This is a genomic window from Paraburkholderia sp. BGA-UO-ETr-F21, assembly GCF_059567925.1.
Window position 1 is genome coordinate 185,411 of sequence record NZ_JCAQOY010000016.1, and the last position, 11,952, is coordinate 197,362.

An 11,952-nucleotide genomic window follows, 5' to 3' on the forward strand; every position below is an offset into this window, starting at 1 on the left:
TGGCTCACGCGCCCTGCCGGCGCGGAGCGCGGGGCGATCCATAGCGTAGGTGCAGCGAGGTTTTCATGATCAGGCACATCCTGGCAATCGACGATTCGGCATCGATGCGGCAGATTCTCGCCGCCACGTTGACGACGGCCGGCTATGAGGTGACGCTCGCCGCGGACGGCAACGAAGGGCTCGAAAACGCGCTCGCCATGTCGTTCGATCTCGTGCTGACCGATCAGCACATGCCGGGCAAGACCGGTCTCGATCTGATCGCCGCGCTACGCAACAACCCGGCTTACCAGGCCACGCCCATCCTCGTCCTCACGACGGAATCGGGCGAGCCGTTCAAGGAAGCGGCGCGGGCTGCGGGCGCGACCGGCTGGATCGAAAAGCCGCTCGACCCGGACATGCTGACCGAACTGGTGGCGGCGTTAGCCGAGCCAGATCACGCATAAGCACCACTCATAGACCCAGTTATAGAAGCTCTCGACGCGGCGGCACGGTAGCCCACGCCTAGACAGGAACTCTCGCGGTGACCCAGGCATGACACTCGACATCACTCAGTTCTATCAGACGTTTTTCGACGAAGCGGACGAACTGCTCGCGCAGATGGAGCAGTTGCTGCTCAATCTGGATATCGCGCACCCGGACCCCGAAGACCTCGCGGCCATTTTCCGCGCGGCGCATTCGATCAAGGGCGGCGCGGCGACGTTCGGCTTTACCGCGCTGACGGAAACGACCCACATTCTCGAATCGCTGCTCGATCGCGCGCGCAATAACGAACTCGTGCTGCGCAAGGACATGATCGACACGTTCCTCGAAACCAAGGACGTGCTGTCGGGCCAGTTGGCCGATTACCGCGCGAGCGCCGAGCCGGATGCGGCCACTGCCCGCGCGATCTGCGCGAAGCTCGAACGGCTGCACAAGGAAAGCGCCGAAGGCGGCGCGCCCGCCGCCGCAGCAGCCGTGGCACCAGTTGCAGTAGAGGCAAATCAGGGAGGAACCGCGCCGGAGCACGTCGTCGAACAGGCGGTGCAGGCAGCGGGTGAATGGACTGACGGCGAACCGGCGCAGACCGGGCAAGCCGCGGGTGCCGGCGGTGCGGATGACAGCGCCGGTCCCCATCTGAAAATTACGCTACGGGGCGTTGGTGAGAAGGACCAGGAACTGCTGGCCGAAGAGCTCGGCAACCTGGGCAACATCGTTGGGCAGGTCAAGAGCGGCGGCGATTTGACGCTGTGGCTCGCGACCGATGTGACCTCCGACGACATCATCGCCGTGTGCTGTTTCGTGATCGACGAAAGTCAGATCGTGATCGGCCGCGGCACCGCACCGGCGGATGAGACGCAGCAAGGCGAACCTGGAACGCCCGACGCTGCCGATTCGTCCCCGGCGCAAGCAGTACCGGCCAATCAGGCGGGACACGCAGCATCGCCGGCACCGGCTGCCGGCACCGCTGCGCCCGCTTCGGCGGCCACGCACGGCCTGTTCGACGCACCGGCCGCACCGGCGCCTGCCGCGGCCCAATCCGCAGCGGCGACTGGCGCAGCGGCGCCGGCTCAGGCAGCAGCAACTCAAGCCGCAACGACACAAGCCGCAAGCGCGGCCGCGCCCGCCGAGCAGGACCGCAAGGCGGCACGTCCGGCTGCGGCGGCAGGCGGCGCGGAAGGCAGCTCGATTCGCGTCGGCGTGGAAAAAGTCGATCAGCTGATCAACCTGGTCGGCGAACTGGTGATCACGCAAGCCATGCTCGCGGAAACCACCAGCACGTTCGACCCGGCGTTGCACGACCGGCTCTTCAACGGCATGGCGCAGCTCGAACGCAATGCGCGCGATCTGCAGGAAGCGGTCATGTCGATCCGCATGATGCCGATGGATTACGTGTTCAGCCGCTTCCCGCGTCTGGTGCGCGATCTGGCGGCGAAACTCGGCAAGGAAGTGGAACTCGTCACCTTCGGTCAGGCGACCGAACTCGACAAGAGCCTCATTGAACGGATCATCGATCCGTTGACTCACCTCGTGCGCAACAGTCTCGACCACGGCATCGAAACCGTGGAAGCGCGGCGCGCGGCGGGCAAGGATTCGACCGGCCAGCTGGTGCTGTCGGCGGCGCATCACGGCGGCAACATCGTCATCGAAGTGAGCGACGACGGCGCGGGCCTGCGCCGCGACAAGATTCTCGCGAAAGCGGCCAAGCAGGGCATGCAGGTCAGCGAGACCATGTCCGACGAAGAAGTCTGGAACCTGATCTTCCTGCCGGGCTTCTCGACAGCGGAACAGGTCACGGACGTGTCGGGCCGCGGCGTCGGCATGGACGTGGTGAAGCGCAACATCCAGTCGATGGGTGGTCACGTGGAAATCACCTCGCACGCCGGCAAGGGCAGCACCACGCGCATCGTGTTGCCGCTCACGCTGGCGATTCTCGACGGCATGTCGGTCAAGGTCGGCAACGAGATCTTCATTCTGCCGCTGAACTTCGTGATGGAGTCGCTGCAACCCCAAGCCGAAGATATTTACACGGTGGCCAACGGCGAGCGTGTGGTGCGGGTGCGCGGTGAATATCTGCCGCTCGTGGCGTTGCACGAAGTGTTCAACGTCGAAGACGCGAAGCAGGAACCCACGCAAGGCATCGTCACCATCATGCAAACCGAGGGGCGCCGCTTTGCGATGCTGATCGACGAACTGGTGGGCCAGCAGCAGGTGGTCGTGAAGAATCTGGAAACGAACTACCGCAAGGTGCACGGCATTTCCGCCGCGACCATTCTCGGCGACGGCAGCGTCGCGCTGATCGTCGACGTGGCCGCGTTGAACCGCGAAACGCGCAACGCGCATGGCGCGATGAGCCTCGCATGATGCCGGTCAAACTCGTCTCGACTCTTAATCAACTCATTTCATCCCAACCGTTTGGGGGCTAACGTGGCAGAAGTCCAATCCATCAATTCGAGCGTCGCGAACGCGAACGGTACGACTGGCCGGCGCGACGTGCAGCAGGCAGACGCCGGCGGTCAGGAGTTCCTCGTCTTCACGCTCGGCGCCGAAGAGTACGGCATCGACATTCTCAAGGTGCAGGAAATCCGCGGCTACGACAACGTGACGCGTATCGCCAATGCGCCCGAGTTCATCAAGGGCGTGATCAATCTGCGCGGCATCATCGTGCCGATCGTCGACATGCGCATCAAGTTCCATCTGGGCCGTGTCGAGTACGACCACCAGACGGTGGTGATCATCCTGAATGTCGCGCACCGCGTGGTCGGGATGGTGGTGGACGGCGTGTCGGACGTGCTGACGCTCGCCACCGACCAGATCATGCCCGCGCCGGAATTCGGCGCCACGCTGACGACCGAGTACCTCACGGGGCTGGGCACCGTCGACGGCCGCATGCTGATCCTGATGGACATCGAGAAGCTCATGACCAGCCGCGAAATGGCGCTGATCGAAACGCTCGGCGTCTAACGGCGGCAGCCTTCACGAACGATTGGGATAGGGAGCATCGAAATGTTGAGCAGGTGGTCGATTCGCACGTCGTTGACGATGGTGGGGATCATTCTGGTCGCGCTGACCGTGACGGTCGGCGTACTTGGGCTAACCGCGCTGAATAGCGCGAGCCAGTCGCTCGACCGCATTTCACGCGGCGATCTGGTCGCCATTCATGCGCTCGACGAAGCTTCGTCGTATCTACTGCGCTCGCGCGTGTCGCTGGACCGCTTCAATGCGTTGAGCGCGGCGGGCGACACGGAGCAGGCGAAGAAGGTGCTCGATCGTGCGCAGGAGTTGTACGGCAAGGGCAATCAGAGCTGGCAGGCTTATCTGGACGCGCCCAAAAACGGCGTGGAGCAGGCGCAACTCGACGAACTGCTGACGCGCCGTACGGCGCTGATGCGTGACGGCATGGAGGCAGAGTTCGCCGCGCTGCGCGCGAACGATCTGGCGGCCTACCACGCCATCGCGGACACGAAGATCAGTCCGTGGTTCGTGGCTTACGACAACGCGGCGGCCGCTGTGATCAAGAGCTTGCAGCAACACGCCGTGGATCAGCAGGCGAGCGCGCAATCGAACATCTCGCTGATGACCACGCTGATCATCGCCATCACCGCGCTCGCGCTGCTGATGGTGGTGGGTATCCGTTTCGCGCTGCGCGGCCTGATCGTGCAGCCGCTCGCCGACGCGACGGCATGCTTCGAGCGCATTGCTTCGGGCGATCTGTCCGAGACGATCAACGTATTCAGCAGCAATGAAATCGGGCGGTTGTTCGCGGGTATCAAGCGCATGCAGGACAGCATGTCGACAATGGTGAAAGCGGTTCACAGCAGCACGGAATCGATCGACACCGGCGCCCGCGAAATCGCGATGGGCAACACCGATCTCTCACAGCGCACCGAACAGCAGGCTGCCTCGTTGCAGGAAACCGCGTCGAGCATGGAGCAACTGACCGGCACCGTGCGGCAGAACGCCGAGAACGCGCGTCAGGCGAGCCAGCTGGCGGTCAACGCGTCCGATATCGCGACGCGCGGCGGCGACGTGGTGAGCCAGGTCGTCACGACCATGCAGGATATCGCGAGCAGTTCGAACAAGGTCGTCGACATCATCGGCGTGATCGAAGGCATTGCCTTCCAGACCAATATTCTCGCGTTGAACGCGGCAGTCGAAGCGGCGCGCGCCGGCGAACAGGGCCGCGGCTTTGCCGTGGTGGCCGGCGAAGTGCGCAGCCTCGCGCAGCGCAGCGCCAGTGCCGCGAAGGAAATCAAGGAACTGATCGGCGACTCGGTCGACAAGGTGCAAAGCGGCTCGGCGCTGGTCGGCCGCGCGGGCACCACGATGGATGAGATCGTGCAGGCCGTGCGCCGTGTGACCGACATCATGGGTGAAATCAGCGCGGCGTCCGAGGAGCAATCGGGCGGCATCGAACAGGTGAATCGCGCGGTCGTGCAGATGGACGAAGTCACGCAGCAGAACGCGGCGCTGGTCGAACAGGCGGCGGCCGCGGCTGCTTCGCTCGAAGATCAGACGCGCCAATTGCAGGCGGTGGTGAACGGCTGGAAAGTGGCCGGCGGCCCGGCGGTGCGCAGCAGCGCAGCGGTACGTCCGCACACGGCGCAGCCTCGCGTCACCGGCAGCAAGAGCAAGCCGGCCGCCAAAGCCACGCCGCAGGTGTCCGCGCATGGCGCAGCGCATCCGGTTGCGGCTACGGCGGCAACGAACACCGCGCAGGCGTCGGTCAATCACGATGCAGGCTCGGCACGCGTCGAACCGGCGCTCAAGCCGAAGCCGGCTCGTGCGCCATCCGAATCCGCAGCACGTCCGGCCGCCGTCAGCGCGGCCACGGCAAGCTCGGACGCGGACTGGGAAACATTCTAGGAAGTGGCACAAAGACATGCAGTCATTCGACATCTCGTTCCATGAGGGGCGAATCATCGAAGCACGCTTTAGCAGCGTGTCGCGGGCCGACTGCGTGTTGCCAGAACTCGTGGGCGGGCGCGACCCCGCGAACACAATCCCTTCTTCTCAGGAAAGTCGCCTGGGCGGAAAGCGGGATGGCTCGTATCGCAGGCAGGAATCTTCATGATGGCAACGCGCGCACAGCACCGTCCCGAACGGGCGGAGCCGGTTAGGTCCGGCGAACAGGGAAGAGACTTCGAGTTCACGTCGGCGGATTTCGCCCGTATTCGCGAACTGATTCACAGCAGCGCGGGCATCTCGCTGTCGGATCACAAGCGCGATATGGCGTATAGCCGGCTGGCGCGCCGACTGCGCACCCGCGGCCTCGACACGTTCAAGCAGTATCTCGATCTGCTGGAAGCGGAGAATGATCCGGCCGAGTGGGAAGCGTTCACCAATGCGTTGACCACCAATCTGACGGCCTTCTTTCGCGAAGCGCACCACTTTCCGATTCTCGCCGAGTTCGTGCCGCGCCGCGCGCAGCCGGTTTCGGTATGGTGCTCGGCGGCTTCGACCGGTGAGGAGCCGTACTCGATCGCGATGACGCTAATCGAAGCGCTCGGCGAGAGCGGCGCGCGCCAGGCCTCCGTGCTCGCCACCGACATCGACACGCAGGTATTGGCCAAGGCCGAAGCCGGCATGTACCAGTTCGACCAGGTGAAGCACCTGTCGCCCGAGCGGCTCAAACGCTTCTTCCTGAAGGGCACCGGCGCGCATGCCGGCATGGTCAAGGTGCGCCCGGAAGTGCGCGCGCTGGTGCGCTTCCAGCAACTGAACCTGACCGACCGCGATTACCAGTTGCGCTCGCAATTCGACGCGATCTTCTGCCGCAACGTGATGATCTATTTCGACAAGCCGACTCAAGCGCAAGTGCTCGCACGCTTCGAGCCGCTAGTGAAGCCGGGCGGGCTGTTGTTCGCCGGTCATTCGGAAAACTTCACGTACGTCACGCAAGCGTTCAAGCTGCGCGGCCAGACCGTCTACGAATTGACGCGCGACGCCGCCGGCGAGCGGACGGCGGCACGCACGAGCGCAACCGCGGCGCGCCACACGACGAGCGGGGTGACGGTATGAGCAGCGCCCTGCCGATCGCGACCAATCTGTATTACGACAACCACTTCCAGCGCCCCGGCGTGAAGCTGTTGCCCAACGAGTTTTACACCACCCACGAAGACATGGTGCTGGTCACCGTGCTGGGCTCGTGCGTGGCGGCCTGCATTCAGGATCGCACGGCGGGTATCGGTGGCATGAATCACTTCATGCTGCCCGACGACGGCGCGGACGTCGGCCAGCCCGCATCGGATTCGATGCGCTACGGTGCGTACGCGATGGAAGTGCTGATCAACGAACTCATCAAGGCCGGCGGCCGGCGCGAGCGCTTCGAAGCCAAGGTGTTCGGCGGCGGCGCGGTGCTCGCGGGCATGACCACGATGAACATCGGCGATCGCAATTCGGAATTCGTGCGCCGCTATCTGGCGCTCGAAAAGATCCGCATCGTCGCCGAGGACTTGCAGGGCTCGCACCCGCGCAAGGTGGCGTTCATGCCGCGCACCGGCCAGGTGATGGTGAAGAAGTTGCGCCTGCAGCAGGAAGCGGGCGTGGCCGAGCGCGAACAGGCGCTGATGCGGCAAAGCGCGCAAGCGCGCGCCGAGCGGCTCGCCGCGGCGCGCAAGCGGGTGGAATTGTTCTCGACGCCGGCCGCGTCGAAACCCAAGGTCGAACTGTTTTCGACGCCCGCAGCAGCCCGCCCGAAGGTCGAGCTGTTCGGGACCACGCCGCGCCCGATTAACTCAAACAACGCCAGAACTACAGAGGAGGCGTGAGCGCTGTGCAAAAGATCAAAGTACTGTGCGTCGACGATTCGGCGCTGATCCGCAGCCTGATGACGGAAATCATCAACGGCCAGCCGGACATGACGGTGGTGGCGACCGCACCCGACCCGCTGGTCGCGCGCGAGCTCATCAAGCAGCACAACCCGGACGTACTGACGCTCGACGTCGAAATGCCGCGCATGGATGGCCTCGATTTCCTCGAGAAGCTGATGCGCCTGCGGCCGATGCCGGTCGTGATGGTGTCGTCGCTGACCGAGCGCGGCAACGAAATCACACTGCGCGCGCTGGAACTCGGCGCGGTCGACTTTGTAACCAAGCCGAAGGTCGGCATTCGCGACGGCATGCTCGACTACTCGGAAAAGCTCGCCGACAAGATTCGCGCGGCGGCCCGCGCGCGCGTGCGACAGGCCGCGCCGGTGCAGCACGCGGCGGCGCATGCCGCGCATGCGCCGGTCGGCGCCGCGCCGCTCTTCAACAATCCGCTGCTCAGTACCGAGAAGCTGATTATCGTCGGCGCATCGACGGGCGGCACCGAAGCGATCCGCGAAGTGCTGGTGCCGCTGCCGCCGGACGCGCCCGCCGTGCTGATCGCGCAGCATATGCCGCCGGGCTTCACAAAATCTTTTGCGCAACGCCTCAATGGTTTGTGCCGGATTACCGTTAAAGAGGCAGAGCACGGCGAACGCGTACTGCCGGGACATGCGTATATCGCGCCAGGCCACGCTCACCTGTTGCTTGCTCGCAGTGGCGCGAACTATATTGCTCACCTTTCGGACGAACCGCCGGTGAACCGGCATCGTCCGTCAGTGGATGTGCTGTTCCGTTCGGCCGCGCAGCACGCGGGCAAGAACGCGGTCGGGGTGATTCTGACCGGGATGGGGCGCGACGGCGCCGCCGGACTGCTGGACATGAAAAAAGCAGGGGCGTATACCCTTGCGCAGGACGAAGCGAGCTGTATCGTGTTCGGCATGCCGCGTGAAGCGATTGCGCTCGGCGCGGCCGACGAGATCGCGTCGTTGCCGGAAATGAGCCGGCGTGTGATGGCGCGTCTGTCGTCGATGGGCGATCGCGTTCAGCGGGTATGATGCGCGCCAGTAGGATTTGAGACGCGGTTTGAGGCAGTCAGGCGCCGCACCATGGAAAAAGCAAAGGGAATGAAATGGATAAGGGAATGAAGATTCTGGTGGTTGACGACTTTCCGACGATGCGCCGGATCGTCCGCAACCTGCTCAAAGAGCTCGGCTACTCGAACGTCGACGAAGCCGAAGATGGCCAGGCCGGTCTCGCGCGTCTGCGCGGAGGCACGTACGACTTCGTGATCTCCGACTGGAACATGCCGAACCTGGACGGTCTGGCCATGCTCAAGGAAATCCGCGCCGACGCCAACCTGACGCACCTGCCGGTGCTGATGGTGACGGCCGAGTCGAAGAAGGAAAACATCATCGCGGCGGCTCAGGCCGGCGCGAGCGGTTATGTCGTCAAGCCGTTCACGGCCGCGACGCTCGACGAGAAGCTCAACAAGATTCTCGAGAAGATGGCCAAAGCCGGGAGCTGATGTGAATCTGCCGACCAACGCGCAAGGCGCCGAAGCGGTCAATGAGAGCGGCGACTTCGCGTCCGACCGTATCCTCGCCCGTATCGGACAACTGACGCGCACTCTGCGCGACTCGATGCGTGAGCTTGGGCTCGACAAGCATGTCGAACGTGCGGCGGAAGCCGTGCCCGATGCTCGCGACCGTCTGAAGTACATCGCGGATATGACGGAGCAGGCCGCCGAGCGCGTGCTGTCCGCAATCGACATCGCCAAGCCGCTCCAGGAGCAGTTGAAGGAAGACGCGGGCAAACTCGACGCGCGTTGGGAGCAGTGGTACGCGGCGCCGATCGAGCGCGAGGAAGTGCGCGCGCTGATGGACGACACGCGAACCTTCCTGCGCGGCGTGCCCGAGGCGGCGAGCGCGACCAACGCGCAGTTGATGGAGATCATGCTGGCGCAGGACTTCCAGGATCTGACCGGCCAGGTCATCAAGAAGATCACGGATGTCGTGTACCTGATCGAGCAGCAACTGCTCGGCGTGCTGGTCGAGAACATCGCGCTCGAACGGCGCGAGCAGTTCGCGGCGAACGCGGCGGCGCTGGCGGCCGAAGTCTCGCCGACCGGCAGCCCCGAACATCTGCTGAACGGTCCGCAGATCAATCCGGAAGGCAAAACGGATGTGGTGCAGGACCAGTCGCAAGTCGACGATCTGCTGGCCAGCCTCGGCTTCTGACCTGCCGAAGCCACCGCACGGCAACGGCACTTCGCGGACCGCCGCACCGGGTCGCGCGACAGGACGATGACGCATAGCAAGCCACGCCTTCGCGCGTGCTTGCTGCCCGCGGACACAAACCACAGGCATACTACGACCTCAAGCAGCGCCACGGCGTGCCGGAGGAGGCTGCCTCCGGCCGGTGGCACGGTGGGGAACCTCCTCGCGGTGCGACCGCAGCCGTGTCGTATGATTTGCATAAATGCAGCCGGTTCGCGCGGATGCGAGCCGAGCAGCAGATCGGGAGGAGCTTCGTCATGTGGAGTCGTGTACGCCGCGCCGGGATCGTTACGGCGCTTGCCTTGCCTTGTTCGCTTATCGCCGTGCAGTCCGCTCATGCGGGACTGGGCGGCACCCCAATGACGCCTCCTTCGGACGCGTCGGTCTCGTCCCGCACCATTCAGCCTGGTAGCGGCGCCGCCAATGCGGCGCAAAGCGTGATGCGCTCCGCGTCCAGCGCGGCATCCTCCGCTTCGGCTTCCACTTCCTCCACGTCCTATACCGTGCGTGAAACCACGCTCGGCAGCGGCACCGTGATTCGCGAGTATCTTGCCGCGGACGGCTCCGTCTTCGGCATTGCATGGCACGGCCCGCAAATGCCGGATCTGAACGACCTGTTAGGCACCTATTTCCCGCAGTACGTGGCCGGCGTGAAGGCCGCACGCGCGTCGCGCGGCGGCGGCCGTGGCCCTGTCGCGGTCGACCAGAGCAGCCTCGTGGTGCGCTCCGGCGGCCATATGGGCGCGTTCAGCGGTCAGGCGTGGTTGCCTCCGGCGTTGCCCGCCGGCGTCAGCGGTTCCGACATCCAGTAATAGCGAGGACGAGACATGCGAACCAAGCATATTGCTGTGAAGTTCAAGGGTTGGATGCAGGCTGTCGCGGCCCTGGCGCTGGTATCGGCGCTCGTCGCGTGCGGCGGCGGTGGCGGCAGTTCCGGAGATTCGTCGACCACGCTGAACGGCGGCTCGCTGCCGGCCAGCCCGATCCAGCAACCGATCGCCGCGACTGCGGCGAACACCGTGCCGATCACAGTTGGCCCGGGCGTAAGTGGGGTCGTCAATATTCCGACGGTCAGCGTGACCATCTGCGCGCCCGGCTCGAGCTCGAATTGCCAGACGATCAACAATATCCAGGTCGATACCGGCTCGTTCGGGTTGCGCGTGGTCAGCTCGGCCCTGAACGCTTCCGTGCTCAATGCGTTGCCCGTCGGCACCGTCAGCGGCGCGCAGCTCGCCGAATGCGCGACTTTCGCGGACGGCTTCACGTGGGGCACCGTGCGCACCGCGACCATTGCGATCGGCAGTGAGAGAACCACGGCGGCGATCCCGCTGCAGATCATCGGGGACAAGGACGCCAGCACCGTGCCTACTGCCGGCTGTGGCAGCGGCTCGCCGCAAAACACGGTCGGCGATCTCGGCGCCAACGGCATTCTCGGCATCGGCAACTCGACCACGGATTGCGGCGCGACCTGTGCGAACGCGTCGACGGCGGCGAATTACAGCAACTACTTCGCGTGTCCGGGCGGCGCCTCCTGTACCCGCACGCCGGTGCCGCTCGCCCAACAGGTGGCTAATCCGGTCGCCTATTTCCCGACCGACAACAACGGTGTGATCGTGCAGATGCCGCCGGTGCCGGACACCGGCGCGCCCTCGGCTACCGGCACATTAGTGTTCGGCATCGGTACGCAGTCGAACAATGCGCTCACCGGCGCCCAGGTCTTCACCACCGACACCTACGGCAATCTGAACAACAGCGTGTTCAATGGCACGACGGTGCAGGCGTTCCTCGATTCGGGCTCGAACGGCTACTTCTTTGCCGATAGCTCCCTCACGCTGTGCGGCAGCAACTATGCGGGCTTCTATTGCCCGTCGTCCGCGCAAACCCGTTCGGTGACGCTGGTCGGACTGAACAATAGCCGGGCCAGCGCCAGCATCGGCATTCTGAGCGCAGCCACGCTGTTCGGCAAAGGCAACAACTATGCGTTCAACGACCTCGCCGGACAGATCGGCGGCAACAGCAGCTTCGATCTCGGTCTGCCGTTCTTCTATGGCCGCCACGTCTATTACGGCCTCGATCAGACCGCGAATGGCGGCCAGACGCCTTACGTGGCCTTCTGATCAAGGCTCCGCACTGAACGGTTGAAGGTTCATCCGACGCCCGCGCGAGTTCGCGTGGGCGTCGGGGCCGAACGCGAGCGGGCGCTGCGGGCGGCCCACTCCTGAAGGCTCGCCCAGACCCACCCGAAGGCATCCCGTTGCGCCGCCCCGGCGCTGCCAGCAAGGCGGACCGACTGGCTTGCCTGCGCTTTCATCCCTCGAAATACCCCCCTTTCTCCGCCCTTATCCGCCGATCGGTGCTTGCGTCGAGCGGGAATAATCGCTCTCACTGGA

General features: G+C 64.6%; 11 protein-coding genes. All 11 read left to right on the forward strand.

Going from position 1 to position 11,952, the window contains the following annotated elements; genetic code table 11:
- Positions 1-65: 65 nt before the first annotated feature.
- The 11 genes from AC57B1_RS11815 to AC57B1_RS11865 all read left to right on the forward strand — a co-directional run bounded on the left by AC57B1_RS11815 (position 66) and on the right by AC57B1_RS11865 (position 11,679).
- The gene (locus AC57B1_RS11815; RefSeq protein WP_408181625.1) at positions 66-443 is read left to right on the forward strand and encodes a response regulator; all 378 of its coding nucleotides are present in this window, start codon (positions 66-68) and stop codon (positions 441-443) included.
- An 88-nt stretch (positions 444-531) separates the two neighbouring features.
- On the forward strand, positions 532-2,841 hold the full coding sequence (gene cheA / locus AC57B1_RS11820) for a chemotaxis protein CheA (protein WP_496417583.1): 2,310 nt from the start codon (positions 532-534) through the stop codon (positions 2,839-2,841).
- A 63-nt stretch (positions 2,842-2,904) separates the two neighbouring features.
- Complete coding sequence (locus AC57B1_RS11825) at positions 2,905-3,441, forward strand: chemotaxis protein CheW (protein ID WP_091797992.1); 537 nt, start codon at positions 2,905-2,907, stop codon at positions 3,439-3,441.
- A 42-nt stretch (positions 3,442-3,483) separates the two neighbouring features.
- On the forward strand, positions 3,484-5,343 hold the full coding sequence (locus AC57B1_RS11830; RefSeq protein ID WP_496417584.1) for a methyl-accepting chemotaxis protein: 1,860 nt from the start codon (positions 3,484-3,486) through the stop codon (positions 5,341-5,343).
- 204 nt (positions 5,344-5,547) lie between these two features.
- On the forward strand, positions 5,548-6,498 hold the full coding sequence (locus tag AC57B1_RS11835; RefSeq protein ID WP_091797998.1) for a CheR family methyltransferase: 951 nt from the start codon (positions 5,548-5,550) through the stop codon (positions 6,496-6,498).
- Positions 6,495-7,247: a chemoreceptor glutamine deamidase CheD gene (gene cheD, locus AC57B1_RS11840; protein ID WP_496417585.1), complete on the forward strand. Its 753-nt coding sequence runs from the start codon at positions 6,495-6,497 to the stop codon at positions 7,245-7,247. Before AC57B1_RS11835 ends, cheD begins: the two co-directional genes overlap by 4 nt.
- A 5-nt stretch (positions 7,248-7,252) precedes the next feature.
- Positions 7,253-8,341, forward strand: coding sequence for a protein-glutamate methylesterase/protein-glutamine glutaminase (locus tag AC57B1_RS11845; protein WP_177205052.1), 1,089 nt, complete (start codon positions 7,253-7,255; stop codon positions 8,339-8,341).
- A 74-nt stretch (positions 8,342-8,415) separates the two neighbouring features.
- Positions 8,416-8,811, forward strand: coding sequence for a chemotaxis response regulator CheY (gene cheY, locus AC57B1_RS11850; protein WP_007179968.1), 396 nt, complete (start codon positions 8,416-8,418; stop codon positions 8,809-8,811).
- 1 nt (position 8,812) lies between these two features.
- Positions 8,813-9,523, forward strand: a complete 711-nt coding sequence (gene cheZ, locus AC57B1_RS11855) for a protein phosphatase CheZ (RefSeq protein ID WP_091798007.1) — start codon at positions 8,813-8,815, stop codon at positions 9,521-9,523.
- 296 nt (positions 9,524-9,819) lie between these two features.
- Entirely contained in the window at positions 9,820-10,374 is a 555-nt protein-coding gene (locus tag AC57B1_RS11860) for a DUF2844 domain-containing protein (RefSeq protein WP_408181610.1), read from the forward strand.
- Positions 10,375-10,389: 15 nt separating this feature from the next.
- Positions 10,390-11,679, forward strand: coding sequence for a DUF3443 domain-containing protein (locus tag AC57B1_RS11865; protein ID WP_496417586.1), 1,290 nt, complete (start codon positions 10,390-10,392; stop codon positions 11,677-11,679).
- Positions 11,680-11,952 lie beyond the last annotated feature (273 nt).

Coding starts and splice junctions, on each gene's coding strand:
- AC57B1_RS11860 (WP_408181610.1), top strand. CDS start 9,820: ATGTGGAGTCGTGTACGCCGCGCCGGGATCGTTACGGCGCTTGCCTTG.
- AC57B1_RS11815 (WP_408181625.1), top strand. CDS start 66: ATGATCAGGCACATCCTGGCAATCGACGATTCGGCATCGATGCGGCAG.
- cheA (WP_496417583.1), top strand. CDS start 532: ATGACACTCGACATCACTCAGTTCTATCAGACGTTTTTCGACGAAGCG.
- AC57B1_RS11835 (WP_091797998.1), top strand. CDS start 5,548: ATGATGGCAACGCGCGCACAGCACCGTCCCGAACGGGCGGAGCCGGTT.
- cheY (WP_007179968.1), top strand. CDS start 8,416: ATGGATAAGGGAATGAAGATTCTGGTGGTTGACGACTTTCCGACGATG.
- cheD (WP_496417585.1), top strand. CDS start 6,495: ATGAGCAGCGCCCTGCCGATCGCGACCAATCTGTATTACGACAACCAC.
- AC57B1_RS11865 (WP_496417586.1), top strand. CDS start 10,390: ATGCGAACCAAGCATATTGCTGTGAAGTTCAAGGGTTGGATGCAGGCT.
- AC57B1_RS11830 (WP_496417584.1), top strand. CDS start 3,484: ATGTTGAGCAGGTGGTCGATTCGCACGTCGTTGACGATGGTGGGGATC.